Source organism: Gottfriedia sp. NPDC057991, assembly GCF_042886615.1.
Lineage (GTDB): Bacteria > Bacillota > Bacilli > Bacillales > Bacillaceae_G > Gottfriedia.
In genome coordinates, this window is the sequence record NZ_JBHVQN010000001.1 from 974291 (window position 1) to 1000078 (window position 25788).

25 protein-coding genes and 1 other RNA gene are annotated in these 25788 nt (G+C 31.2%); 19 read left to right on the forward strand and 7 right to left on the reverse strand.

The features are described 5' to 3' along the window. Positions 1–13 precede the first annotated feature (13 nt). From panD to ACFVR2_RS05010, 8 genes are all read left to right on the forward strand, one after another. The gene (panD, locus tag ACFVR2_RS04975) at positions 14–397 is read left to right on the forward strand and encodes an aspartate 1-decarboxylase (RefSeq protein WP_025671415.1); all 384 of its coding nucleotides are present in this window, start codon (positions 14–16) and stop codon (positions 395–397) included. Between the two features lie 183 nt (positions 398–580). Next, positions 581–3370, forward strand: coding sequence for an ATP-dependent DNA helicase DinG (gene dinG, locus ACFVR2_RS04980; protein WP_387359418.1), 2790 nt, complete (start codon positions 581–583; stop codon positions 3368–3370). A gap of 107 nt (positions 3371–3477) precedes the next feature. Next, positions 3478–3648 carry a YpmA family protein gene (locus ACFVR2_RS04985; RefSeq protein ID WP_082459338.1) on the forward strand — a complete coding sequence of 57 codons (171 nt, stop codon included), beginning with the start codon at positions 3478–3480 and terminating at the stop codon, positions 3646–3648. A gap of 11 nt (positions 3649–3659) precedes the next feature. Continuing rightward, positions 3660–4124: a cell wall elongation regulator TseB-like domain-containing protein gene (locus tag ACFVR2_RS04990; RefSeq protein ID WP_387359420.1), complete on the forward strand. Its 465-nt coding sequence runs from the start codon at positions 3660–3662 to the stop codon at positions 4122–4124. A gap of 15 nt (positions 4125–4139) precedes the next feature. Then, a complete protein-coding gene (locus ACFVR2_RS04995) occupies positions 4140–5327 on the forward strand; it encodes a pyridoxal phosphate-dependent aminotransferase (RefSeq protein WP_387359422.1) in 1188 nt (395 codons plus the stop codon). A 271-nt stretch (positions 5328–5598) separates the two neighbouring features. Continuing rightward, positions 5599–6327: a DnaD domain protein gene (locus ACFVR2_RS05000; protein ID WP_387359424.1), complete on the forward strand. Its 729-nt coding sequence runs from the start codon at positions 5599–5601 to the stop codon at positions 6325–6327. A 212-nt stretch (positions 6328–6539) separates the two neighbouring features. Then, the gene (gene nth / locus ACFVR2_RS05005) at positions 6540–7202 is read left to right on the forward strand and encodes an endonuclease III (RefSeq protein WP_387359426.1); all 663 of its coding nucleotides are present in this window, start codon (positions 6540–6542) and stop codon (positions 7200–7202) included. After that, complete coding sequence (locus ACFVR2_RS05010; RefSeq protein ID WP_387359428.1) at positions 7192–7695, forward strand: YpoC family protein; 504 nt, start codon at positions 7192–7194, stop codon at positions 7693–7695. The genes nth and ACFVR2_RS05010 overlap by 11 nt, the downstream gene beginning before the upstream one ends. Before the next feature lie 126 nt (positions 7696–7821). On the opposite strand, the gene ACFVR2_RS05015 is transcribed toward ACFVR2_RS05010, so the two are convergent. Beyond that, the gene (locus tag ACFVR2_RS05015; RefSeq protein ID WP_387359430.1) at positions 7822–10593 is read right to left on the reverse strand and encodes a transglycosylase domain-containing protein; all 2772 of its coding nucleotides are present in this window, start codon (positions 10591–10593) and stop codon (positions 7822–7824) included. Between the two features lie 50 nt (positions 10594–10643). Continuing rightward, entirely contained in the window at positions 10644–11255 is a 612-nt protein-coding gene (gene recU / locus ACFVR2_RS05020) for a Holliday junction resolvase RecU (RefSeq protein ID WP_387359432.1), read from the reverse strand. Positions 11256–11349: 94 nt separating this feature from the next. Between recU and ACFVR2_RS05025 the strand changes: the two genes are divergently transcribed. Continuing rightward, entirely contained in the window at positions 11350–12357 is a 1008-nt protein-coding gene (locus tag ACFVR2_RS05025; protein WP_387359434.1) for a DUF2515 family protein, read from the forward strand. A 525-nt stretch (positions 12358–12882) separates the two neighbouring features. Continuing rightward, on the forward strand, positions 12883–13134 hold the full coding sequence (locus ACFVR2_RS05030; protein WP_069031896.1) for a hypothetical protein: 252 nt from the start codon (positions 12883–12885) through the stop codon (positions 13132–13134). 137 nt (positions 13135–13271) lie between these two features. Here ACFVR2_RS05030 and yppF read toward each other — a convergent pair whose 3' ends face one another. Beyond that, positions 13272–13448, reverse strand: a complete 177-nt coding sequence (gene yppF, locus ACFVR2_RS05035) for a YppF family protein (RefSeq protein ID WP_084006691.1) — start codon at positions 13446–13448, stop codon at positions 13272–13274. Positions 13449–13648: 200 nt separating this feature from the next. On the opposite strand from yppF, the gene ACFVR2_RS05040 reads away from it, so the two are divergent. After that, on the forward strand, positions 13649–14440 hold the full coding sequence (locus tag ACFVR2_RS05040) for a YppG family protein (protein ID WP_387359437.1): 792 nt from the start codon (positions 13649–13651) through the stop codon (positions 14438–14440). Positions 14441–14497: 57 nt separating this feature from the next. Here ACFVR2_RS05040 and ACFVR2_RS05045 read toward each other — a convergent pair whose 3' ends face one another. Beyond that, a complete protein-coding gene (locus ACFVR2_RS05045) occupies positions 14498–15226 on the reverse strand; it encodes a GntR family transcriptional regulator (protein ID WP_387359439.1) in 729 nt (242 codons plus the stop codon). A 687-nt stretch (positions 15227–15913) separates the two neighbouring features. On the opposite strand from ACFVR2_RS05045, the gene ACFVR2_RS05050 reads away from it, so the two are divergent. The 4 genes from ACFVR2_RS05050 to ACFVR2_RS05065 all read left to right on the forward strand — a co-directional run bounded on the left by ACFVR2_RS05050 (position 15914) and on the right by ACFVR2_RS05065 (position 18629). Further along, positions 15914–16480 carry an SLOG family protein gene (locus ACFVR2_RS05050; RefSeq protein ID WP_387359441.1) on the forward strand — a complete coding sequence of 189 codons (567 nt, stop codon included), beginning with the start codon at positions 15914–15916 and terminating at the stop codon, positions 16478–16480. Between the two features lie 76 nt (positions 16481–16556). Continuing rightward, positions 16557–16862, forward strand: coding sequence for a cell division regulator GpsB (gene gpsB, locus ACFVR2_RS05055; protein WP_025671532.1), 306 nt, complete (start codon positions 16557–16559; stop codon positions 16860–16862). A gap of 78 nt (positions 16863–16940) precedes the next feature. Then, positions 16941–17326: RNase P RNA component class B (rnpB, locus tag ACFVR2_RS05060), an RNA gene on the forward strand. Between the two features lie 151 nt (positions 17327–17477). Further along, on the forward strand, positions 17478–18629 hold the full coding sequence (locus ACFVR2_RS05065; protein ID WP_387359443.1) for a THUMP domain-containing class I SAM-dependent RNA methyltransferase: 1152 nt from the start codon (positions 17478–17480) through the stop codon (positions 18627–18629). Positions 18630–18753: 124 nt separating this feature from the next. On the opposite strand, the gene ACFVR2_RS05070 is transcribed toward ACFVR2_RS05065, so the two are convergent. Further along, positions 18754–18972 (reverse strand): hypothetical protein, encoded by a 219-nt coding sequence (locus tag ACFVR2_RS05070; protein WP_056466565.1) that lies wholly within the window; start codon positions 18970–18972, stop codon positions 18754–18756. A 167-nt stretch (positions 18973–19139) separates the two neighbouring features. Between ACFVR2_RS05070 and ACFVR2_RS05075 the strand changes: the two genes are divergently transcribed. Together ACFVR2_RS05075 and ACFVR2_RS05080 are read left to right on the forward strand one after the other, a co-directional pair. Then, entirely contained in the window at positions 19140–20066 is a 927-nt protein-coding gene (locus ACFVR2_RS05075; protein ID WP_387359445.1) for a Gfo/Idh/MocA family protein, read from the forward strand. Between the two features lie 240 nt (positions 20067–20306). Continuing rightward, a complete protein-coding gene (locus ACFVR2_RS05080) occupies positions 20307–22238 on the forward strand; it encodes an ATP-dependent DNA helicase (protein ID WP_387359447.1) in 1932 nt (643 codons plus the stop codon). 23 nt (positions 22239–22261) lie between these two features. Here the strand turns inward: ACFVR2_RS05080 and ACFVR2_RS05085 are convergent, their stop codons facing one another. Continuing rightward, positions 22262–22882, reverse strand: a complete 621-nt coding sequence (locus ACFVR2_RS05085) for an NAD(P)-dependent oxidoreductase (RefSeq protein ID WP_387359449.1) — start codon at positions 22880–22882, stop codon at positions 22262–22264. A gap of 158 nt (positions 22883–23040) precedes the next feature. Here ACFVR2_RS05085 and ACFVR2_RS05090 point away from each other — a divergent pair, with 158 nt between their 5' ends. Next, the gene (locus tag ACFVR2_RS05090) at positions 23041–24561 is read left to right on the forward strand and encodes a carboxypeptidase M32 (protein WP_387360450.1); all 1521 of its coding nucleotides are present in this window, start codon (positions 23041–23043) and stop codon (positions 24559–24561) included. 360 nt (positions 24562–24921) lie between these two features. After that, positions 24922–25125 carry an aspartyl-phosphate phosphatase Spo0E family protein gene (locus tag ACFVR2_RS05095; protein ID WP_056466554.1) on the forward strand — a complete coding sequence of 68 codons (204 nt, stop codon included), beginning with the start codon at positions 24922–24924 and terminating at the stop codon, positions 25123–25125. A 336-nt stretch (positions 25126–25461) separates the two neighbouring features. On the opposite strand, the gene ACFVR2_RS05100 is transcribed toward ACFVR2_RS05095, so the two are convergent. Beyond that, complete coding sequence (locus ACFVR2_RS05100) at positions 25462–25653, reverse strand: hypothetical protein (protein ID WP_387359451.1); 192 nt, start codon at positions 25651–25653, stop codon at positions 25462–25464. Positions 25654–25788 lie beyond the last annotated feature (135 nt).

The window sequence follows — 25788 nt, forward strand, 5'->3', positions numbered from 1 at the left end:
AGGGGGAAATAACATGATTCGCACAATGATGAGAGCAAAACTTCATAGAGCTACAGTTACAGAAGCTAATTTAAATTATGTAGGAAGTATTACAATTGATCAAGATTTAATGGATGCAGTTGATGTACTTGAAAACGAAAAAGTTCAAATTGTAAATAATAATAACGGTGCACGACTTGAGACATATGTTATTCCAGGAAAACGTGGAAGTGGTGTAATTTGTCTTAATGGTGCAGCGGCTAGATTAGTTCAAGAAGGTGACAAAGTAATTATTATTGCTTATGGTCAAGTAGAGGAAGAAAAACTGGATCAACATGAACCAAAGATTGCTATATTAAACGATGCAAATGAAATTGTCGAAATGATTGGCAAAGAAATTGCAGGTACAGTAAAGTAATAAAAATGGACATTAGGCTGACTGTAAAATTTTGATAGTTGACAGACTAGTGAAACAACGAAGAGAACGAGTGTTTGAGGGCAATTTGAAATCCCCTTCTTTAGGGGATTTTTTTGTTGGTTGTATTGTTTAATATGTTTATGCAAAATAATATCTATATAGAGAATTTGGAGGTGGCAAAATATGAATAAATTTGTGGTCGTTGACTTAGAAACAACCGGAAATAATAATAGAGGTCAAGATCGAATTATTCAAATTGCAGCCTTTTTATTGGAAAGTGGAGAAGTTATTGAACAGTTTTCAAGTTTTATTAATCCAAACATGAATATTCCAACATTTATTTCCGAACTAACTGGGATATCAGATGAAATGGTTCAATACGCTCCTCAATTTGAACAAATAGTTGAAGAATTATACCCGATGTTTAATGACGCCTATTTTGTTGCACACAATGTGCATTTTGACTTAACATTTTTGCAAAAAGAATTTGAGCGGATTGGTTTACCAAAAATTTCACCGTTAGCTATTGATACAGTGGAGCTAACAAGAATTTTATATCCAACTTTAACTAGTTATAAATTATCTGATTTAGCAAAAGTATTTAATATACAACATGAAAACCCTCATCAAGCTGATAGTGATGCTGAAGTAACTGCCGAATTATTAACAATTTTATTAAAAAAACTTGAAAGCTTGCCATATGCATCATTAAAAATATTAGAAAAACTTAGCACTAGTTTTAAAAGTGACATCACATACTATATTTCGGAAATACTTCAAAAGCAATCTGAATCATTTTCAAATGAAACTGTTTATTATGAAGAATTTAGACGAATCGCCCTTAAAAAAAGAAGCTTTAGTTTACCACAAGAGGAAGAAGATTTCGTAGAATTCGATGAGCATCTTAAGCGTGAACTCGTAGATCAGATGGCTGTGGAAATTCCAAATTTTATAAAAAGAGAGGAACAATTTGCATATATGCATGATGTGTTCGATGCATTTAGGCAGAATAATATTCTCTTAGCTGAGGCTGGAACAGGTGTAGGCAAAACATTTGGGTATTTAATTCCATCAGCATTTTTCTCAAAACAATTTGGCAAACAGGTTGTCATTAGTACAAGTACCATCTCATTACAAAAACAATTGCTTAAAAAACATATAAAAACGATTGAAAAAATTGTACCATTTCAGTTAAAAATAGCTTCTATACAAAGTAAAAGAAATTATCTATGTCTCCAAAAATTTGAATATATTGTTGGCGAACAATTTGATGATAATTACGATAGTATTTTATCTAAAGCTATGATAACGGTTTGGTTAACTGAAACTGAAAATGGAGAATTAGATGAATTATCACTACCTTCAGGTGGCTTACATTTATGGGACCGTGTTTGTTGTAACGAAGAAAGTGAAAATAAAAGAACAAATCCTTGGTTTCATAAATGTTTTTATCAAAGGGCTAAAAATCAATTAATGTTAGCCGATATAATTATTACAAACCATGCTTATTTATTATCGACTTTAAAAAATAAGGATCACTTAATTAATTCTGTCAAAACGATTGTAATTGATGAGGCACATGCTCTTGAAGAGACTGCATCAAAAACTTTTGGAATCACTTTTTCATGCTTAAAATATTATCAATATTTAAGTAGATTGAGTACTACTGATAGTAATGAACTTGTTCACCGATTATATAAATTTGATGAAGGAATACCGAATCGTGAAAAATGGTGGAAAAAAGTTGATCATTTAGTAAAAGAAATAAAGTATGAATCAGAAGAGTTATTTAGATTATTACGTGATTTTATTTTAAGTAAACAAAATGAGCTTGATAAAGAAAACATTAGACAGTCAATTACATTAAGTGATAAAAATACTGCTAGCCAAAATTGGAAGGTTATTCAAGAATGTGCAAATAGATTAATGCATGTGAATAATACTTTATTCACGGGTTGCGAGCAATATTTGAATTTAATTGAAGAGAACAAGGTATCAGCGTTTCATCGTTCAATCGTTTCGGAATTTAAAATGATTATTGAACAATTAAAAAGCATGAAAAATGGTCTTTATGAAATAGTATTCGATAAAAATGAACATTATATTTGCTGGATGGAAACTGAGGCAAAAGGCTCATTTCATACAACGATGCTTTATTGTGAGAAAGTTGAAAATGCAGATTTAATACAAAATTATTTAATTAGTGGCAGAAATTCAATCGTACTAACGTCAGCTACGATGTCGATTGATTCATCCTTCTCATTTATAAAGTCATCATTAGGCATTAGTGAAAATAACAATGTCATTGAAAAAATATACCCCGTCCCAAATGATTTTGCCCAAGGGATGAGAGTGTATATTCCATCAGATTTAATGGGAATAAAAGAGATCACACAAGAAGAATATGCATTACAAACTTCGAATACAATTCGCAAAATTGTTACCGAAATAAAAGGTAGAACATTAGTTTTATTTACAGCTTTTGATTTATTAAAACAGACTTATGATCAATTAATACAAGATTTAGATTCACTGAATTCATCTGTATTAGCTCAAGGTGTTTCTCCTGGAGGAAAACAAAAGTTAATAAAACAGTTTTTACAATCTAAACAAACAATTTTATTAGGTACGAACACTTTTTGGGAAGGAATTGACCTACCTAATGAAGAATTAGATTGTTTAATCATTGTACGCTTACCGTTTACAAACCCTGAAAAGCCTATGTTTATTGCTAAATCAAATTTATTAAAAAAAGCGGGCGAAAATTCTTTCTCAAGTTTGGCTTTACCATTAGCAGTATTTAAGTTTAGACAAGGTTATGGTCGTCTAATTCGAAATGAAAGAGATCAAGGTTCATTATTTGTTTTAGATAATCGCATAATAAATACTAGCTATGGTACAGAATTTTTAAAGTTAATCCCAAAAAATAAAATAAAAATAAATACAATTGATGAATTATTAAAAGATTTTTAGTAGTTTTTCAAAATTTAGCATGAGAATAGTAGGGGATTTAGGGCTAGACGTGTGGTATAATGACATAAATTGTAATGTATTTATAATACATTTTTAGGAGGAGCAACATGAATTCAAATATTGAAGTATTATCAACAACAAAAATTGAATATACTAGAGATTTATACAAAATTGTTGATAGTTTAAATCGTACTTTAAAAGAAAAAGATTTAATGTTTGGACTTGCACTGGATAAAGAAGATCAAGAATATGCGGTATTTACAATTTATCGAACATAAATGAGGTATATATGAAAAAATGGTTAGTCATCCTTGGATTAAGCATCATTTTTCTTTCATTATTTTTAATCGCCACATATCAATCATCAATTTCAAAGCTAAATGATGATAAAAAACATGCCGAAGAGCTTGTTTTAAATCAAGGGTATTTAAAATCTGTGGAAGCTTCTGATTATTTCCATGGAAAAGAACAAGCGATCGTTGTAAGTGGTAAAGATGATGCAAATAATGAAATGATCGCGTGGGTACAGGATGGAGAAGTTATTACACGAAAGAAAAGTGAAGGATTGACCCAAAAACAAATCATTGACAAAGTAGTCAGTGAGAGAAACCCAAAAAAAATACATAAAGTAAAGTTAGGAATAGAGAACAAAATACCACTTTGGGAAGTAGTATATATAGACCAAGACGGCCGATATAATTTTTACTACGCTGCTTTCGAAAATGGAGAGCTTTTAAAACGTTATAGTATTTAGGGGGAAATTAACAAGATGAAACTAGCAAAAAGAGTAAGTGCACTAACACCATCTACAACACTAGCTATTACAGCAAAAGCAAAAGAGATGAAAGATCAAGGAATTGATGTAATAGGATTAGGAGCAGGTGAACCTGATTTTAATACACCAATTGAAATTATTGAAGAAGCTTATTCAGCAATGCTTAAAGGCCAAACAAAATATACTCCTTCAAATGGTTTACCAGCTTTAAGAAAAACGATTTGTGATAAGTTATTGAAAGATCAAGGATTAACTTATTCGCCAGGAGAGGTTGTTGTAACAAATGGTGCAAAACATGCACTTTACACTCTTTTCCAAGCTATTTTAGATCCTGGTCACGAAGTAATTATTCCGACACCTTACTGGGTAAGCTATCCTGAGCAAGTTATATTAGCAGAAGGTGTGCCAGTATTTATTGAAGGATATGAACATCAACAATTTAAAGTAACACCTGAGCAAATCGAAGCAGCAATTACAGAGAATACAAAAGCGATCATTATAAATTCACCAAGTAATCCAACTGGTATGATTTATGATGAGCAAGAATTAAAAGCAATCGGAGAGATTTGTTTAAAACATGATCTATTAATCGTTTCTGACGAAATATATGAGAAATTAGTATATGATGGTGCAAAGCATGTTTCAATTGCTTCATTAAGCCCAGAGCTTAAAGAACAAACGATTATTATCAATGGTGTATCAAAATCTCATTCAATGACAGGATGGAGAATTGGTTATGCTGTTGGTAATAAGGAAATAATCAATGCAATGACAAATCTTGCTAGTCACTCTACTTCAAATCCTACTACAATGGCCCAAATAGCTACGATTAAAGCATATGAGTTAGGCGATGGTCCTATTGAAGAGATGAGAGTAGCGTTTGAAGATCGTTTAAATAAAACTTATGAGCGCTTGATTTCAATTCCAGGATTTAGCTGTGTTAAACCGAATGGTGCATTTTATCTATTCCCAAATGTGACTGAGGCAGCTAAAATGGCTGGATATCAAAATGTAGATGAATTCTCTACTGAATTACTTGAAAAAGCTAATGTTGCGGTAATACCTGGTTCAGGATTTGGTTCACCTGACAATATTCGTTTATCATATGCAACGTCTCAAGTACAGTTAGATAAAGCTTTAGAACGCATTGAGCAATTTATGAAAGCAAGTATCTTAAGTTAATTTCAATCAATTGGAACTCATACTTTGAACAATGAAGCTAAGCATATGCTTAGCTTTTTCATTAGACTTTTTTTGTATGAATTATTAAGCACAATGAAGCAAGAGCATTCCCATTATATTAAGCAGTCTATATCCATAATTAAATAATTTATTAGTTGGTTTTTTAAATCTTAAATAGATATACTAAAATAGAGGTGTGATTTCCATGCCTCTATTTATTTTTATTTCACGAGTTTCTTTTACTGTATATTTTATGTAATCATGCTATACTATGCTAGAGGTGTTCGAAGTGAATAATAATAGCATTCTAAACTGGATTCAATTTGGGAATATTAGCATTCCAAATATACTTCTCAGTCATTATTCTTCTTTAAACATAAATGAAGAAGAACTAGTCATGATTCTACAGCTTTACTCTTTTCAACAACAAGGTCAAACGTTTCCAACACCTACTCAATTAGCAAAAATTATGTCAATAAATGAACAAAAATGTATGGAAGTTATTCGAGAACTTATTAAAAAAGGTTTATTAGAAATTACAGAAGAAATTGACCATCATAATTTACGATGTGAGGCATATTCACTTTCTCCATTATGGTTAAAATTAGTTGATTTTACCCAGAATGGTCAACAATCAAATGAGACACATACGATTCCTTCAATTATTGAACAAGATGAGGAATCAATTTACTTAGTATTTGAAAAAGAATTTGGTAGATTATTGTCCCCTTTTGAAATTGAAACTTTAACAATGTGGATGGACCAAGATGATCATAATGAAAAACTAATTAAAACTGCACTTAAAGAAGCAGTTATAAGTGGGAAATTAAATTTTCGTTATATAGATCGTATTCTTTTTGAGTGGAAGAAAAACGGAATTAAGCAAGTAGACCAAGCAATGAATTATAGTAAGCATTTTAGAAAAAAAGAAACAAGAGAACCACAAAACGAAACAAAGTATACAGGATCTATTCCTTTTTATAATTGGCTTGAAAAATAAAGCGAGGACATGCTCCTCGCTTTATTGTGTAAACATTGTACAAAAATTTGATTTTCAGACTGAATGAAAGCGCTTGTCTTTCGAGGCGAGAAGTTACTCTAAACGGTAATGAGCACCGCTCAACAGGCGAAGGAACGAAGAAAGCGAGCGCTTGTCAATAGTCTGAAGCGAGGACATGCTCCTCGCTTTTGTTTAGTAAGGAGTGTTTTGAAATGTTAAATAAGCAACAAATAAATGAAGTATTAAAAATAATTGGAGATATGTTCCCGGATGCACATTGTGAGTTAAACCATAAGAATCCGTTTGAATTAGTAGTAGCGGTAGCTTTATCCGCTCAGTGTACAGATGTTTTAGTAAATAAAGTGACAAAAAATCTATTTGAAAAATATAAGGAACCTAAAGATTATTTAAATGTTTCTTTAGAGGAATTACAAAATGATATTCGCTCTATTGGACTTTTCAGGAACAAAGCAAAAAATATCCAGAAATTAAGTGAAATGATTATTAAAGATTTTAATGGAGAAGTTCCACGTACTAGAGAAGAGCTAGTAAAATTGCCTGGAGTTGGTAGAAAGACAGCTAATGTGGTAATGTCTGTCGCATTTAATATTCCAGCTATCGCTGTAGATACACATGTAGAGAGGGTTTCAAAAAGATTAGCTATATGCCGTTGGAAAGATTCTGTTTTAGAAGTAGAAGAGACATTAATGAAAAAAGTTCCAATCGAAGACTGGGGAGTGACTCATCATCGTCTAATATTTTTTGGTAGATACCATTGCAAAGCTCAAAGGCCGAGTTGTGAGGTATGTCCTTTACTTGAAATGTGTAGAGAAGGAAAAAAACGAATGAAAGTGAAGAAAGTAAATGACAAATAGTATTTATAAGGATTTTATCGTTACGCCATTTTATAAAGACAATTCTAATGAACAAATAATGAATGAAGAAATTAATATTAAAAATAAACCGTTTTTTTATGAAAGCAATCAGATTCTAGTTAATCAGAGCTCAAACATACCGAATGAAAGTGAAGAGATTATTAAACAAATGATCCATGAGTGGAAAGAGGAATCTGAACACATTTCTAACTACTTTAAACAACGGAATCGAAAACTTGCGTGTGAGCCAATGATAAGAGGGTTAGCTAATTTTATATCAATTCTAACATGGATAAATGGCCAAATGCTGCTTAATTTAAATAATTTATTATTTGAGTTAGATAAATTAAAGATTAAGCCAATCAATTTAGACGAGCGAATTAGTTTTGTATTAAATCAACCAGATCACTATCACTCATTTATTCAACTTTCTGGCTTATATATGGAGTTAGAAAAGATTTATTATAAGCAAAAAATAACCTCCTCAAGATGAGGAGGTTATTTTTAGACATAGAGAAAATTGGCTTTTCCATAACTATAACTTAAGTAAAGCAAATGGGATTCATTCAGATTTTTAATTACATAGTAAAACCTCCTCAAAAATGAGGAGGTTTTTAATTTATGCAATAATATTACGTTCCAACTTATTAAATCGATTATTAGAATTTGAATCGGAGTTATACGAAGTTGGATTCGTATTAGTTGGTTTCGATGGTTTACCTGGATCTGGTTTACCTGGATCTGGTGTAGTAGGTGGTGTAGTAGGTGGTGTAGTAGGATTTGTATTTCCATCTCCAGTACCGTCACCATTGCCAGTACCGTCGCCATTGCCAGTACCGTCACCATTGCCAGTACCGTCACCATTGCCATTGCCGTTACCATTACCATTACCATTACCATTGCCATTGCCATTGCCATTGCCATTGCCGTTGCCGTTGCCGTTGCCATTGCCATTGCCATTGCCATTGCCGTTACCATTGCCGTTACCATTACCATTGCCGTTACCATTGCCGTTACCATTACCATTGCCGTTACCATTACCGTTGCCATTGCCGTTATCGCTGCCATTATTATCAGCTGGTGGGGTAGTAGGCTCTTCTGTAGTAGTTAAATCGACTGTAACAGTAACCGCAGCACTCTTAGTATCGCCATTAGTTGCCACGATCGTAATTTTTACTTTGTTTCCAGCTACAATACCGTTAATTTTTGCTGATGTTCCATTTACTTTTTGAGTTTGGCCTTTAACACCGTTTATATCATAGTTTACTTCAAAAGTAGTAGAAGCAAGTAACTCAGCAGGATACTGCCAATTTAACGAAACACTGCTCGTTTTTTCATCATATTTCGCTGTAACACTTTTAGCTGGATCTAATGTATCTGGTGTAGGAAGATCATCCATTTTTTCACCTTTAATATATAATTCGTCTTGAACATTTACAACTGAACTTGGTTTATGAAACTCAGATGAACGATCAGCTGTTGCTGCTAACATATCTCTAGCGATATATTTAGCTAAATTTGTTGATGTTTTACTTAAATAATGACCTTCTTTATTTTTCTCATATCCAGTCCATACCGAAACAGTAACGTCTGGAGTATAACCAACAAACCAACTATCTCGAGTTGCGTTTGAAGGGAAGCCATATTTGTCTTTTACTTCTTGAGGGTAGTTTGTAGTACCAGTTTTACCTGCCATATCAAGACCAGGTACATTAGCTCTACCACCCGTACCACCTGGAGCCTTAACAACATCACGTAGCATATCTGTAATCATATATGCAGTGTAATCACTCATTGCTTGTTTTGGTTCAGGAGATAATACTTTTTCAGTTTTATCTTGATAGATTATTTTCGTAACAGCATGTGGTTTTATATAAACACCGCCATTACCGAAGGCTGCATATGCACCTGCCATTTCCATTGCAGATACACCTGTAAATCCACCGATTGCATGAGACTCGTAAAAACTGTTCTTTTGGAAGTTAAATCCAAGTCCGTTACCAAATTCACGTGATTTATCTAATCCAACTTGCTGCATTGTTTTTAAAGCCGGAATATTTCTTGAACCGATTAACGCCTTACGAATCGATAATTTACCTTTATATGATTTATCAGCGTTTCGAATAGGTGTCCCATCAGAATATTGATATGGCTCATCAACAAGTTGATGATTAGTAGACCATTTTAAATATTGAATCGCAGGACCATAATCTAGGATTGGTTTAATAGTTGAACCAGGTTGTCTTTTAATATCTGTTGCAAAATTTAGACCGCCACTTGTTGTGTTTCTTCCAGCACCTACAGCTTTAATTTCACCTGTTTTAGTGTCTGTTAATACAAAACCAGTTTGGAAATCATCACTTGGATAAAATTCAGATCCTCGATTAATAATTTCGTCTGCTTTATCTTGTGCTTTTGGATCTAAAGTTGTTTCAATTGTTAATCCATCTGTATTTATATCTGCATCACCGTATTTTTTAACCTCATCCATAACTACATCAATGAATGCTTGATACTTTGTTTGGCCACTTTCATGAACTTTAACTAATGTTTTCTCTGGAATGGCTTTTGCTTTAGCATATTGTTCATTAGTTATAAAGCCATATTTTTTCATCTGGCTTAATACAACATTTCTTCTAGCTTCTGATTCAGCTGGATGTTTTGCTGGATTGTAGTTATTTGGACTTTGTACCATACCAGCAAGTGTAGCTGCTTCAGGTAATGTAATTTTCGATAAATCTTTACTAAAATATGTTTCACTTGCTTTTGCTACACCATAAACTCCTCGGCCTTTTAAACCATTTGAGAAGTAAACTTTATTTAAATACATTTCTAAAATTTGTTGTTTAGAATATTTTTGTTCAAGCTGGAATGATAAATACCATTCTTGTACTTTACGTTTAATTGTTTTTTGTGGAGACAAGAATGAGTTTTTGACAACTTGTTGAGTAATCGTACTACCACCTTGTGATCCAAATCCACCAGTAATATTAGCTAAAACTGCACCAAGCACACGGCGGATATCAACACCTTTATGCTTATAAAAACGTACGTCCTCAGTAGCAATAAATGCATCTTCTACTACTTTAGGAATCTCGTTATATGAAACTTTCGTTCTTTGTTCAGTTCCTAGCTCCGCAATAACATTCCCATTTTTATCTAAAATCGTAGACGATAAAGGTACTTTTAACTTTGATTCATCAAGTTTAGGAGCATCACTAACTAAATAATAGAAAGTTCCAACTCCCCCAAGAATACAAAGTACCGCTAAAGTCAATATTGTTAATGTAATCTTTTTCCATAAACCTTCACGTTTTTTTGGTTTTACATTTGAAGGCTTTTCCGTTTCCATTTGTTTTCGTTCTTGTCGTGAACTATACTCTTTTGCCATTTTTTTGTTTCTCCTGCCTTTCAAATGAACTTAATGAAATTATTAAAATATTAAATTACAAAAAGTTCATCGATACATTTTAAGTAAGGAACAATGATTGGATAACTTGGTTTAAGTAACGTTCCATACTCTTTGCATTCTTCTCTAGAAATTGATTTTCTTCCACCATCTGTTTGCCTTTTCCAAAAGGTAAGAATATCAGTTGCTTTCATAAAATAAATTTCATTATATAATGAAAATTTTAATATGACAAACGAAATTCCACCGTGATTCAGTACATTTTCCATATGCTCTATTTGGTGTAAATGGAAATTTTGTAAAGGAAAACTAGTCTTATTATTTGTTTCCTTAGCTTCAAAATCAATATACTTCCCCTTATAGATGCCATTATAGTCGGTTGTTGAAGGTTGTTTAAAATAGGCCTCCCTAATAACTGCAGCGCTTCTTTTTGGATAGTCTACTTTTACGATTTGTACAGGTGTTGGTTTTTTATGTATGTTTGCGATGTTATTTGATAAATAATACGTATTAGTAGCATTTAAATCATCTTCAAGTGACATTCCACGATTACTATAAGTATTATTTGATTTTACTTGTATTTCGTTATTTTTTTGACTTTTTGGAACTACATTATTTCTTCTATTTGGATAACTTATTGTCATAAAACCAACTCCACCTTAATTTACATACAACTCGTATTATAGCACTAAAACAGATGTTCGTGTAAAAAAATACCAGATTGCTTGGGGTGAGTCAATGAATGCAAACCATGAAAGCTGGAAGGGTTTCATAAATAAACGAAGAGAAGATCACAATTTATCACAGGAAGAAGCAAAACTTGTTGATTTAATAAAGAAAGAAACCGTTAAATATAATGCTGATAATATTTCTAGAACGATTGCATACCAAGAATATTTTTTAAGACACAGTGAAATAGAGTGGTCTTTTCTTGCAAGTATGGTATCACGTAATGCAGGCTATAACATGACTGATTTGGAAAACCAAATATTCGTTAATGGACTAAGTGTAAAACAAAGAAAACAACTTTTTATGACGTATGAACGTGCAAATTGGATTATTTTTTTAGATGCATTTCCACAGTTACTTCTTTTTGAATATTCAAAAGTAAAAAATAAGCCATTATTTTATTTATTGAAATATTTTTCAGTATCTAGTTTTATGGAAATTGAATGGGAGAAATATTGGACGGATCGAGATAAGAAAAGACTAGTCTATTCATTGATCATTAACGAACAAAATATGATTGAAAGACCTGTCATTCAAAATAAATTTTTTAAAAGTGAAGTTTTTAATTCTTTAGCATTTAAACTTCAGGAACAATTAAAACTTAGTTATGTTATATTTCCATCAAGTAGTGGGGAACTCTATGGACTTGTTGTTTTCCAATTTGAAGATTTATCGAAAAGGATTCAAATTGGGAAACAATTATATTCTATTTTATTTCATGTAGATTTACACAATGAGTTTATCGATTTTGCTACGCAAACTATTCACACAGGCAGTAGAAGTGATTACGAAGGGTTAGTTGGAATTACAAGCTCAAATAATCCGAAATTAAGAGATGTCTATCCAATAATTCCTCACACACGAACTGTTGAGGATGATTGGTACACAAATAGTAAAATTTTAAATGAATGGTATGAAAATGAAGTAGTTACGAATGGAGATAGTTTTAAGCAATCTTTTTTAATTAAGCAGGAGTTGCTTGGTTCGTTGTTAAAATTGAAATCGATCTTTCAATGAAAATGCTAGCTGTTTTACGTTGCTAAAAAGGTCAATCATTTCCAAATTTAACATGTTAAAGAACCTTCACGAGAGGTTGATTTCCACTAAAGGATGCTTATTTTCGAATGGGGCCATGAATTTAAGCTGAAAAAAGCTAGCACATAAATGCTAGCTTTTTTCATTTAAATCGATTTTTTTATAGAAAGAATATCAATCAAATCGATTGTGCCCCAACATTTATGTAGCAGGGAAATTAGGACCATCTAATTTTGGATTTCCAGTTTGTTGACTTTTACTTTTTTCTTGCTTTTTCTTTTTTTCATTTTTGTTTTTTGCCATTTGAAACACCTCCATGTAATATACCTTTCCCAATTCTGTTCCACGTTACAAGTTTTTTTGTCGAAATTATAGATGAAAATACCTTTATTCACTTTGTTTAGCGAAATAGTTCTAGTTTTGTCAATGGAGAAGGAGGTAGATGAACTATTGTTGAATTTACTTTGTAAAGAAAGTTTAGAAAATTAGGAAGAGGAGTTGAACTGTATGGAGTTAATTCAAAGAGAAGATTTTTTTCGAGCAATTGATGAATTTTTAAATGAGGTTGAATTTATTGAGCACTCCTTAGCTTTAAGAATTGATCAAAAATGTGATGAAGAAAAGAATTTACTTTTAAATAAGATCCAGTCAACAACAGTGCATCTTCATCATTTTGAAAAGAAAGTAAGTCAAGCAAAAGAGGGCGGTAGTTGGATCTCAACACCATTTTTAGGAAGACAATTAGCATTTAACATTTAATCATTATATATAAAGTAGAAGATGTTTGATTTGAATGAAGGGATAGGGAAATAAAAGGAATTAAATAAAGCGATACACTTTTACAATCTAGTAAATGTGTATCGCTTTATTTCTTATAATATTAATATTCCCGTTTACTAAATTGGCTTACAAGCGCCAAAAAGTTCAAGTTCTTTAACTAATTCTCTGTAATGTTGAATAGTAACCTCACCATTTAGGTAATTTTGTTGTAAAAAGTCCATTAATTGATTAAAGTCAGTTGGTTCGAAACTTTTTGATGAAATAAACTTGCTCTTTAATTCTTGTAAAGTCATTATTACCCCTCCAACATTAAAATTTAATTAACAACTTGTATAACTATATAAAATGTATCATAAATATTTAAAATTTAAATTTTTTTAAAAATTTAAACTTCCGACATATTATGACAAATAGCGCATAAGATAATAGAAGTAACAGAATAGGCATTTGTAACATATTTATAAATGAGAAAACTTATAATGGATGTGAGAATATGGGATCTCAAATGTTTCCTCCAAATCATTCAGATAACAGCTTTGAGTGGTTTAGAAAGCAAAATCAAATGATTGATGAGAATTTTAATTATCCAGAAATGAATCAATTACCTAATGAAAATCAGCGTTACTATGGAAATACAATTCAACCTTTTTCCCAAAACCCTACTATTAATACACAACAACCGCCAGTTCAATCGCAACAGACACAAAATACACAGTCAACTCAACTAACACAATCACCTCAACCACCTCAACAATCACAGATGATTGAGCCATCTCCTTATGGGGGACCATCAATACAAACTGGTAGTTATGGTCAATTAAATCCAGTCCAGTATGCAGCACCACAACACTTTTCAATGCAACATCCTACGGTTTCGTATAACCAAGGATATCAATACGATCCTAATTATTACGGGATGATGCAAAATCAATATCCATATATGCCAATGAATCCTTCACAATATGGTAATCAAACGAACTATTTAACAAGCCCTCAAAATCACCAATATTCCATGCAACCTCAACATGCCCAAATGTTACAACAAGGTCCATTTACAACTCCACCAATGTTTGCGCCTAGTACACCTTATCCAACTCAACCCAAAAAATTAAATCAGCAAAATAATAATGGTCAATCTTTTCAGTTTTCATCAATATTAAATCAATTTAAAAATGGTTCAGGTTCATACGATGTCCCCAAAATGATGTCTACTGCGGGGCAAATGATGAATACCATGAATCAAGTAGGTGGACTATTTAAACAAATTGGGGTTTTCTTTAAATAAAAAAGCCAGGAATCCCTGGCTTTTTTTAAGTTCTATAACACTTTTATTTCTATACTATTAATCATTTCTAGATAAAGAATGTACAAGCTTGTAGCGGTCCGCTCTGTAGACAGTCAATTCGTATTCTAAAACTTTGCCACTTCTTAAATATGTTGTACGATAAATTTCTAATACGGGACAATTCGGCGGAATTTCTAATAATTGAGCTTCTTCTTCAGAAGGCATTCTAGCTTGAATCGATTGATCTGCATATTGAATAGGATCCGGGATATTGGCATTTACATAATCAAAGAATGATTTTTCTAGAACACTTTGATTTAGGTTTGGAGCTATATCACATGCAACGTGGATACTTTCAATCGACATAGGAATTGAGTCTGCTAAACGGACCCGCTTAATAAAATAAATTGGATCGTTTTCTTTTATCTTTAGTATATTGGATAATGCTTTATCAGAATTTAAGATATCAAATTGAACTAATCTACTACTTGGTTTTAAACCTCTCTCAATCATTTCTTCTGTGTAACTATTTAATCTACTAATTTTTTTTTCAACTTTTTGACGACTAACAAATGTACCTTTACCTTTTTGCCTATAAACAATTCCTTCTTGAACTAAATTATTTAATGCTTGTCGAACGGTCATACGAGATATTTGGAATTTCTCTGAAAACTCTCTTTCTGATGGAATTAATTCATCAGCGGGGTATTCACCTGATGTGATTTTACATTTTATGTATTCTAATAATTGGTGATAAATTGGTATTGGGGAATTTTTGTTAATCATTTTTTACTCCTTGTATTGCATTTATCTATATTTTATCTATATTTAAAACGATTTCATAACTCATTTTAAAGGAATAAAATGCTTTCGGCAATCATTGTATATACTCGCAAAAATCAGAATATTTAAACTTTTAATCATTATTAATTTTATTGTTGTGAAATATGTTCAAACCTAATAAAATTAAAAAGTTGACATTAAAGTATATTTAGGATATTGGAGAGGATAATTTTGAACAAAATACTTTTTTTATTTTTTTTCACAATTACATTAACATTAATTATTTTTACGAGTTTTAAACAAGCCTTATATGTAATTTTATCATAAGTAAAATTTATACGAAAAAATTTTAACAATAATATTCCTAACATAATAACTAATCTAAAAGGGAACAAAATATCCTCTATGAGCAGCAATCAAATATTGAAATATTGATCTTAAATTGTCTTAATAGTTGATTTCCACTAAGCTAATGACTACTATAGTAAAGTTAAATATTAGATTCCCTCAATATAAATTTCTACATTTGAATATTATTTAAATTAATGATTTTTGCGAGATAAATTTATACTTACAATATTTATTTGTTACTAAATATTTGAAATAAAGTAGAGTATTTAATAAAATAAACTTTTAATTTAATTTGTGGGAGAACTTTTAGTTCTTCCTAATTTATTATTGTGAGGTAATATGAAGATACTACTTATATCTGGTTATAAATCATTTGAATTAGGAATTTTTTCGAATAAACATGATGCAGTTAAATACATAAAAAAAGCAATAAAAAATAAAATACTTTTATTTATAGATGAATTAGAATGGATTATTATTTCAGGGCAAATGGGTACTGAATTATGGGCCGCAGAAGTAGTATTCGAACTTCAGCTTGAGTATCCTGAGTTAAAGTTAGGTATTTTTACACCCTACGAAGATCAAGAGAAAAATTGGAATGAAGCAAATAAAGAATATTATAATGAAATCTTAATTGGGGCAGATCACGTCGACTCAATTTCAAGAAAACCATACGAATCTCCATTACAGTTAAAAGCGAAAAATGAATTTTTAGTTAGTAAAAGTGATGGATGTATTTTATTTTACGATAATGAAAAAGAAGGAAGTCCTAGATATTTATATGATTTAGCATACAAAAAAAATGAACTATTTAATTATCCTGTAGAAATCATCACATTTGACGATTTACAAGTGATTGCAGAAGAGTCATTTGAGAATGATGACAATAAATATAGGGAAATATAGAATAGATAATTGACAATTTATGAAGACTTTGAAAAAATAGAAGGTAAATATTTCTAAATGTTTTGGGGTGACACACATGGAATCAACAAAAATAAAACTAAGTATAAAAGATATCCTAAATAAAGAGTTTAAAGTTTCAATGCGAGGATATAATCAAGAGGAAGTGGATCAATACTTAGACAGTATCATTAAAGATTATGAATCGTTTCAAAATCAAATAGTAGCCCTACAACAAGAAAATGCAAAATATAAAAAATTGTTGGAGGATCAAAAGAACACAGCTACACCTCCACCATCACCTTTTAATAATACGAATACTGATGTTCTAAAAAGATTATCAAATTTAGAGAAGCATGTTTTTGGAAGTAAATTATTCGAATAATTTTAACTAAATTTTTATTTTAAGAAAGCATTGCAAACTTGAGTATAATTTACTATACTAATAAATGTTCGTTTCAATATGTTCGGGTAATCGCTGCAACGCTTGACGTTGTTGAGGAAAGTCCATGCTCGCACAGTCCTGCGATGGCTGTAGTGTTCGTGCTTATCGAAATCATAAGATAGGGTAGCTGAGTAATCAGCTAACGGCAGGGAACGGACCTAAGTCCTTTACGGATATGGTTCTACTACCTTTAAAGTGCCACAGTGACGTAGTCCTCGAAGAAATGAGAGGAGTGGAACGCGGTAAACCCCACGAGCGAGAAACCCAAATTATGGTAGGGGAATCCTTTCAAAGGAATTGAACTGAGAAAGGGACAGATTATTCTGTAGATAGATGATTACCACCTTGTAGTACGAGGCGAGAGCCGCTTGCAGTACGAATGGTACAGAACATGGCTTACAGAACATTTGAAATGATGAAACTGTTTAAAAACTCTTCATTATATGGAGAGTTTTTTGTAATTTCGACGTAAATTGTTCATAATGAAAATAGGAATCAAAATGAAAATATGAAAAGAAAAGTTCATTCTTAATTTGAATGAGATAGGTGGTAAAATTGGCGAAATATACATTAATTGCTACTGCTGCAATGGGTATCGAAGCTCTAGTCGCTAGAGAAATAAAAAGCCTAGGTTTTGAAGATGTAGTAGTTGAAAATGGTCGAGTATTATTTAAAGCAGACGAAGATGGGATTGTGAAAGCGAATTTGTGGCTTCGAACAGCTGACCGAGTGAAACTTCGTGTTGGTGAATTTAAGGCAACCTCATTTGATGAATTATTTGAAAAAACAAAAGCCTTACCTTGGCATATGTTTATACCAAGAAACGGTCAATTTCCTGTGTCAGGAAAATCTCATAAATCAAAATTATTTTCAGTATCAGATTGCCAAGCAATCGTCAAAAAAGCAATTGTTGATAAATTAAAAACAATCCAAAATATTCAAGGTATGTTAATTGAAGATGGTCCATTATTTCGAGTGGAAGTCTCTATTTTAAAAGATATTGTAACGTTAACGATTGATACTACTGGTCGTGAAGGCTTACATAAAAGAGGATATCGTATAGATCAAGGTGAAGCACCATTAAAAGAAACACTTGCGGCATCATTAGTATTACTAACGAATTGGAATGCTGATTTACCTTTTGTTGATCCATTTTGTGGATCTGGTACGATTCCAATTGAAGCTGCATTAATTGGACATAATATCGCTCCAGGATCGTTTAGAAGCTTTGCGTCTGAAGATTGGCACTGGATTGGCAAAAAAAGATGGAATGAAGCAAGACAAGAAGCAGAAGACTTAGCAAATTATGATCAAAAACTTGAAATAATCGGATCAGATATTGATCATCGAATGATTAATGTTTCAAAAGCGAATGCTGATGAAGTTGGATTATCAGATTCAATTGCTTTTAAACAAATGCAAGTAAGTGACTTTACTACTAAATCTGAGTATGGTTATGTTGTGACCAACCCACCATATGGTGAGCGATTAAACGATCGACCTTACGTTGAAAAGTTATATTCAGATATGGGGAATGTTTTTACAAAACTAGATACATGGTCAGTGTATTTACTAACTAGTCATGAGGGATTTGAACAATTTTACGGTAAACCTGCAACAAAAAAACGTAAATTATTTAATGGTTTCATTAAAACTGACTACTATCAATACTTTGGAAAAAGACCTCCAAGAAGAATCGAAGAGTAAAAAATTAAAAGGGTGTTCCCAATTATCCATTAGACGATTGGGGCACCTTTTTATTTATAATAACTTATTTCTTTAAAGATTTTACGAACAAAATTTGAACAAAATTGTTTTAGTTTTATTAACATCATAAATTTATTGAAGGTACAATTCTAAATCCGTGATTTTTTTCGAGTAAGTGTGCAACATGCCAATTCGTTTCTGCAGTACTTTTATATTGAGTGACTAGATCATGGAATTCATGACTAGTGAAACTCTTTTCATGCTGAAGCAAATAAAGGTCCCTTACAACACTTATATCATCATTCGTATCAAAATTAGTCTGAATTAAAGAATATAAGTACAAATAAACACCTCCAAACTACCTTTTTTATCACCATTTTATAGATTTCCCGATAATTTGAATGTTATTGCATTAGATAATTTAGAAATATAATCATTTTTTTATTAAGAAGAATGATAATTTGTTACAATAAATCTAGAAAAATAACCCAATCTAAAGGACTGATCAAAATGAAAAAACCACGCATCGGGATGGTAGGATTAGGCAATATTGCACAAAAAGCATATTTACCAATTCTTACAAAAGAAGAAAACTGGGATTTTATCGGTGCATTTACACCAAATAAAGAAAGACGCAAGAAAATATGTTCACAATATCGAATTCATGATTTTGAAAGTTTGGATTTACTTGCAGAACAAAGTGATGCAGTATTTGTACATAGTTCAACTAGTTCACATTTTGAGGTAGTATCGTATTTATTAAATAAAGGTAAAGATGTATATGTTGATAAACCACTAGCAGCTACATTGCCAGAGTCAGAAAAATTAACTGAATTAAGTGTTAAACTAAATCGAAAACTTATGGTTGGATTCAATCGCCGATTCTGTCCAATGTATGTGCAGGCAAAAGAACAGGCAAAGAATATAGCATTAATTCGATTTGAAAAACATCGAGAGAATAAAATTGGGTCTAATTCATTCGAGTTTACGATGCTCGATGATTATTTACATTTAGTTGATACCATTAGATGGTTTGCGGATGGAGAAGTTAATTTGATTAATGGAAGAGTTCAACTTACTCATACTAATCAATTAGAGTATGCTACTCACCATTATGAATCGTTAGAAGGAACTACTATTAATACAGTAATGCACCGAAAGTCAGGAACAAATCTTGAGCGCTTAGAATTAATTACTGAAGGTTCAATTATAAGGGTAAAAAATATGAACAACTTTGAAATAGAAAAAAATAACTCAATAAATAATTCGTTTTCTTCATCATGGGACACAACATTAAAACAAAGAGGTTTTGAGGATTGTATAAACCATTTTATCAATTGCATTTACTCTGATGAAAATCCATCGATCAATGGAGAAGAAGCATTAAAATCTCAAATGATTGTTGAAGAAATGATAAAACAAGCAAAAGGTTGGTAAAAATAACTAAGGGAGATAAAGGAGCATTAAGCATTTAAAGCAATGCACACATTTAATTCGTTCCTAATTCACAGATCCCTTTAAGTGACCATGCCTTATTTCCCTTGCCTTTCCCTCACATTTTTTGTATGATAGCGGGTAGAGACAATTTTTAAATAATATAATGGATCGAATAAATTTGCAAAATTAAAGTTCTCACGAGAGGACTTTTTCTTTTTAATTTACATTTTGGGGGTAGCAATGAGTCATTCAACTAAATTACCTTTTGAGGTAGGAAAGCAAGACCAATTCATTGAAAAGCTAGGGGAGTGGATTGGTGACGTTTTTTACGATTTATTACCAGATGCAGGCTATGAATTAAGAGATGAGCAAATCTTTATGGCTTATCAGGTTGAAAGAGCGTTTAAAGAAAAGAAAGTTATTTTTGCTGAAGCAGGTGTTGGTACAGGTAAAACGTTTGTCTATTTGCTATATTGTTTATGCTATGCTAGATATACTGGTAAGCCAGCTATTATCGCATGTGCTGATGAAACTTTAATCGAACAGCTAGTAAAGAAAAATGGGGACATTGAAAAATTATCGAATGCTTTAAATTTGTCAATTGATGTTAGATTAGCTAAATCAACTACAAATTATTTATGTCTAAAAAAATTAGATTTACAGCGTTCAGAAATTGATGTATCGGATGCCGTTTTAGGGGTTTATGAAAATTTACCAAGCTTTGTAAATGATTATGGAACACTGCAAAAATTTACTCCATATGGAGACCGTACTGAATATAAGGATTTAACAGATGAAGAGTGGGATACAATTTCATATGATTATTTCCAGGATTGTTCTACTTGTGAACAAAGACATAGATGTGGACAAACTCTATCAAGAGAACATTATCGTAAAGCAACTGACTTAATTGTATGCTCACAAGAATTTTATATGGAGCATATTTGGACGGTAGAATCTAGAAAACGTGAAGGTCAATTGCCATTACTACCTAATCCAAGCTGTGTAGTATTTGATGAAGGACATTTACTTGAATTTGCAAGTCAAAAATCGTTAACTTATCGACTGCAACAAGAAACATTAAATACATTTTTATCATTTTTAATGCAATCAGGTACGCGTGAAAGCTTCCAACAATTACTAGAAGATACATTAGAAACGTACGATCAATTCTTTTTTGAATTAGATAACAATACCGAAGAAGTTGAAGGATCTAGACGTTATAAACTGAATATGAATGAAAGATTAATTAAGTTAGCAAGGAGATTAAAGTCTCAAATTAGTAGTATTGGTGATGAATTAGTCTTTGAAAGTGAAATGTATACGATTGATGAATATCAGTTAAATATTGTGGATGAACATTTAGATGATGTTGAGCGTTGCTTAAATTTATTTATTAATGAAATTACAGCAATTCAATGGATTGAATATAATCAAAATGAATTAACACTAGTCATCATGCCAAAGGCTGTAAATGAGCTTTTACAAGAAAAAGTATTTAATCAGAATATGCCGATTGTATTTTCATCTGCAACCCTTTCTCAAAATAGTTCTTTTGATTATATCGCAGGTAGTTTAGGGATAAAAGATTACTTATCATTTTCAGTCAATTCTCCGTTTGACTATGATGAACAAATGAAAATAGAGTTAAATCAAGTTGACCCAACCAAAATTGAAGAAAAAAATGAAAAGATTATAGAGAAGTTAAAGGATAATAACGGAAGTACATTAATTCTCTTCAATTCAACTCAAGAAATGAAAAAGTTTAAACTGCAAGTTGAAAAAGAAAAATTAGACTTCAATTTATACTTTGAAGGTGAAGAAGAAATTAGTTCAATTGTACAAAAATTCCAAGAAGATATTAGCGCGTCTTTATGTGCTGTTCATTTATGGGAAGGATTAGATATTCAAGGAATGTCACTAAGTCAAGTGATTATTCACGCGCTACCATTCCCGCCAAATGATCCAGTATTCCAATCAAAACGTCAAAATGCACAAAACCCTTACTTCGAAATCGATGAACCGTATATGTTATTAAGATTACGCCAAGGAATTGGACGACTAATCCGTAGTCATGAAGATAAAGGAAAAATCGTTTTATTTATCGAGAATGATCTAAACAATGAAACGAAAGAAAAAATCTTAAATAGTTTACCTGTTAATCCATCTTAAAAAGCTAGCATTCGCTAGCTTTTTTAATTACAAATTCCAACTCTAGATTTACTAAAATTGCATTCGAAAAATTCTTTAAATGCGAAAAAAGCTGTATCTCCAGTCGTAATACGATGGCCATCAATCGGTAAATAATTCTTTTCAGCACGAATATCTTTCGTTATTGGACCATCTGGTAAGTAAGTAGGGCAAACAATCGTCCAATTTAACTGACTATGGTTTAATAAGTTAAAAGCTTTTTCATGATCTGTTGCTGCAGTTGTTGATTTTCGTTTTGATTCAGAGCTTAAATAACGAAGAATTTTTGGATCAACTCTTGATTGTAATATACCCGCAGTTCCAATTGTAACGATTCTACCTATTTTTTTCATTTCAAGAAGAGGGATTAGTAGTCCCATTGTTTTAGATAAAATATTTTCACCTTCAGTATTTAAAGCAGAAATTACTCCATATACGTTTTCTAAAGCTAAATTTAAATCTTTTTCATTTAGCGTATTTCCTTTTAAAACTGTAAGAGCTTCATGTTTAATTGTTATTTTTCGTTCATCTCTTACTAAAGCAATTACTTCACATTTAGCTTCTAATAATAAATCCACTAAAAAAGAACCAACTCTTCCAGTTGCTCCTAATAATAATATTTTCATAACATCACCTTGCTGTATTGTACAATACTTTTGTTAAATATGTCTTTTATATAAACTTAATCATTTGAATTCTGTTAATGAATGTGCTTTTTATGCTTAATATTAATTCAATAGAAAAGTTATGATAGAATGAAATTAACAATATTTAGAAATGAGTGATAAATATGGCAATTAATAAGATACAAGAAGAATTTATTGACTATTTAAAGAAGATCGAAAATTATAATGAAGCAATTAATGTTATGTATTGGGACCTAAGAACTGGAGCCCCTAAAAATGGAGCTGAACAAAGATCAAATGTCATCAGTCAACTTTCTGCAGAAGTATTTGAAATGACAACATCAAGTACAATGGAAAACTATTTAAATTTATTAGAAAAAGAAATAGGCACAGCAAACTTAAATGAAGTTATTGAAAAATCTGTTAAGGAATGTAGAAAAAATTATGACTTAAATTGTAAAATCCCTAAAAATGAATATGCAGAATATGTAAAGCTTTGTTCATTAAGTGAAAATGCTTGGGAAGATGCTAAAAATGAAGGTGACTTTAGTAAGTTTCAACCATATTTAGAAAAAATTGTTGCGATGAAAAAACAATTCATTGAATATTGGGGCTATAAAGAAAAGAAATATGATACCTTATTAAGCTTTTATGAGCCTGGTATGACAACCGGGAAACTTGATGAAGTTTTTGGTAAAGTAAGAGAAAGTCTTGTACCACTAGTAGCAAAAATTTCAAAAACGCAAACTAAACTTATTCGCGAAGAATTGTCACAACCGATCTCAATTGAAATTCAAAAAGAAGTAAGTGAAGATATACTTGAAAAATTAGGTTATAATTTCGATTCTGGTCGGTTAGATGAAACAGTTCACCCATTTCAGATTACGTTAAATCCTGGTGATGTTCGTGTAACAACGAAATATATAGAAGACAACTTTATGAGTGCGCTTTTTGGAACCATTCACGAATGTGGCCATGCACTTTATGAGCAAAATTTATCATCGAATTTAATTGGGACACCATTATGTGAAGGTGCATCGATGGGAATTCACGAGTCTCAATCACTATTCTTTGAAAATATGATTGGAAGAAGTAAAGAATTTTGGGAAACACATTATGAAAATATAATTACGAAAACTGGCGATTATTTTAAAAATTTATCGTTAGAAGAATTTTATAAATCAATAAACCATAGTGAGCCTTCATTAATTCGAATTGAAGCGGACGAATGTACATACCCATTGCATATAATGGTTCGATATGAAATTGAAAAAGAACTGTTTGATGGCGATTTACAAGTAAAGGATTTGCCAAAAGTATGGAATGATAAAATGGAAGAATACTTAGGAGTTGTTCCATCAAACGATCGAGAAGGCGTTTTACAAGATGTTCACTGGGCAGGTGGAGATTTTGGTTATTTTCCTTCTTATGCTTTAGGTGCAATGTATGCAGCGCAGTTTAAGAATAAAATGAAACAGGATTTAAGTGATTATGAATCGATTTTAAAAAGCGGCGAGATTCATCAAATTGTAAATTGGCTAACACTTAATATTCACCAATATGGAAAACTAAAAGAACCGAAAGAAATTTTAGTAGATGTTACAGGTGAAGAATTAAATGTTAAATACTTTATTGAATACTTAGAAGATAAATACTCTAAATTATATAATTTAGCATAATCTAATTCGTATGGGGAGGTTGTTAGAAACCTCCCCATACACATCATTAAAGTAGGCTTAAATAAATGATTAATTCAAACTAATTATTTTTTTATGTTTTTTTAATAAGTTCAAAGAATAGACATATTTAGATATTTATTAAATTACTTTTTTATAGTATAGTAGATAAAAATGAAAGCGTGTTCACGATTGCTTATTAAGAAGAGTTGAATTTAATAAGGGGAAATATTGAAGATTTAAAGGAACCCTAATTAAGTTCAAAAAATAGTCACATTTAGAGAGTCTTAAGATATTTTTTTATAGTATTATAGATAAAAATGAAAGCGTGTTCATACTTTTTTTGAAAAGGAGGTAATTTGAATGTTTTTTAGAACAGCCAGATCTTTAGAACGAAATATTGAAGAAAAACGAATCAAGTTGCAAGAAGCTCAAAATCAAAATAATGACAATCATCATGAAGTAGTAAAGATTCGTCATCAGTTGGACACTGATTTAAGAGAACTACAGAAATTGTTGAAAACGGTTGCAGGTAAACAATCAAAAATTAATATTAAACCAATATGATAAAATAGTACATAGACCACAAAATATTTTTTGTGGTCTTATTTTTTTGCTCTATTCTCATAGTTTATTGCTTTCTTAAACAAAAAATAAACCTTGGATTAACAAGGTCTTTCTTCGTTAAATGCGCAATTTAGTCTAACTACTCAATAATTACTTTCACATTTTTCTAAATAAAAAGCAAACCAAAAAATAGATCCTATAAAAAATCCTAATGCATGACCGTACTGTTCATTTTGATTTACCGAAATGTGAACGAACTTTTGTGGTTTACGGGGAGGTGTGAAAATGTAACATTACATTCCTAATAAAACCTCTTGCTACGTAAAATGCATACTTTTATTTCACATTTTTGAAAATGATAAAGGCTAAGATAAAACTGAAAAAAGTGATTAAGCCAGCAACTATACCAGCAATATAGCGATTACTATAATCCATATAACTTTCTAATACAGTAATTGCAATTGAAGAAAAGGCACATGCAAATAATGCTTGAGTAATACTCATTTTTCCTTTCATAATTTTCTTCATAAAATAGCTCCTTTGAAAATTTTTATTTAATTTTAATATTTCTATTTAAATAGTAATTAGTCCTTTTTGAATTTAGTATCTTAATAAGAAGAGGAGGGACTTGTCACATATCAATAGTCAAAATTTTCATCTCTT

What these genes read in the sequence shown, in the direction of transcription:
- panD (WP_025671415.1), top strand. Translation starts at nt 14, where the DNA reads ATGATTCGCACAATGATGAGAGCAAAACTTCATAGAGCTACAGTTACA.
- dinG (WP_387359418.1), top strand. Translation starts at nt 581, where the DNA reads ATGAATAAATTTGTGGTCGTTGACTTAGAAACAACCGGAAATAATAAT.
- ACFVR2_RS04985 (WP_082459338.1), top strand. Translation starts at nt 3,478, where the DNA reads ATGAATTCAAATATTGAAGTATTATCAACAACAAAAATTGAATATACT.
- ACFVR2_RS04990 (WP_387359420.1), top strand. Translation starts at nt 3,660, where the DNA reads ATGAAAAAATGGTTAGTCATCCTTGGATTAAGCATCATTTTTCTTTCA.
- ACFVR2_RS04995 (WP_387359422.1), top strand. Translation starts at nt 4,140, where the DNA reads ATGAAACTAGCAAAAAGAGTAAGTGCACTAACACCATCTACAACACTA.
- ACFVR2_RS05000 (WP_387359424.1), top strand. Translation starts at nt 5,599, where the DNA reads ATGCTAGAGGTGTTCGAAGTGAATAATAATAGCATTCTAAACTGGATT.
- nth (WP_387359426.1), top strand. Translation starts at nt 6,540, where the DNA reads ATGTTAAATAAGCAACAAATAAATGAAGTATTAAAAATAATTGGAGAT.
- ACFVR2_RS05010 (WP_387359428.1), top strand. Translation starts at nt 7,192, where the DNA reads ATGACAAATAGTATTTATAAGGATTTTATCGTTACGCCATTTTATAAA.
- ACFVR2_RS05015 (WP_387359430.1), bottom strand. Translation starts at nt 10,593, where the DNA reads ATGGCAAAAGAGTATAGTTCACGACAAGAACGAAAACAAATGGAAACG.
- recU (WP_387359432.1), bottom strand. Translation starts at nt 11,255, where the DNA reads ATGACAATAAGTTATCCAAATAGAAGAAATAATGTAGTTCCAAAAAGT.
- ACFVR2_RS05025 (WP_387359434.1), top strand. Translation starts at nt 11,350, where the DNA reads ATGAATGCAAACCATGAAAGCTGGAAGGGTTTCATAAATAAACGAAGA.
- ACFVR2_RS05030 (WP_069031896.1), top strand. Translation starts at nt 12,883, where the DNA reads ATGGAGTTAATTCAAAGAGAAGATTTTTTTCGAGCAATTGATGAATTT.
- yppF (WP_084006691.1), bottom strand. Translation starts at nt 13,448, where the DNA reads ATGACTTTACAAGAATTAAAGAGCAAGTTTATTTCATCAAAAAGTTTC.
- ACFVR2_RS05040 (WP_387359437.1), top strand. Translation starts at nt 13,649, where the DNA reads ATGGGATCTCAAATGTTTCCTCCAAATCATTCAGATAACAGCTTTGAG.
- ACFVR2_RS05045 (WP_387359439.1), bottom strand. Translation starts at nt 15,226, where the DNA reads ATGATTAACAAAAATTCCCCAATACCAATTTATCACCAATTATTAGAA.
- ACFVR2_RS05050 (WP_387359441.1), top strand. Translation starts at nt 15,914, where the DNA reads ATGAAGATACTACTTATATCTGGTTATAAATCATTTGAATTAGGAATT.
- gpsB (WP_025671532.1), top strand. Translation starts at nt 16,557, where the DNA reads ATGGAATCAACAAAAATAAAACTAAGTATAAAAGATATCCTAAATAAA.
- ACFVR2_RS05075 (WP_387359445.1), top strand. Translation starts at nt 19,140, where the DNA reads ATGAAAAAACCACGCATCGGGATGGTAGGATTAGGCAATATTGCACAA.
- ACFVR2_RS05080 (WP_387359447.1), top strand. Translation starts at nt 20,307, where the DNA reads ATGAGTCATTCAACTAAATTACCTTTTGAGGTAGGAAAGCAAGACCAA.
- ACFVR2_RS05085 (WP_387359449.1), bottom strand. Translation starts at nt 22,882, where the DNA reads ATGAAAATATTATTATTAGGAGCAACTGGAAGAGTTGGTTCTTTTTTA.
- ACFVR2_RS05095 (WP_056466554.1), top strand. Translation starts at nt 24,922, where the DNA reads ATGTTTTTTAGAACAGCCAGATCTTTAGAACGAAATATTGAAGAAAAA.
- ACFVR2_RS05100 (WP_387359451.1), bottom strand. Translation starts at nt 25,653, where the DNA reads ATGAAGAAAATTATGAAAGGAAAAATGAGTATTACTCAAGCATTATTT.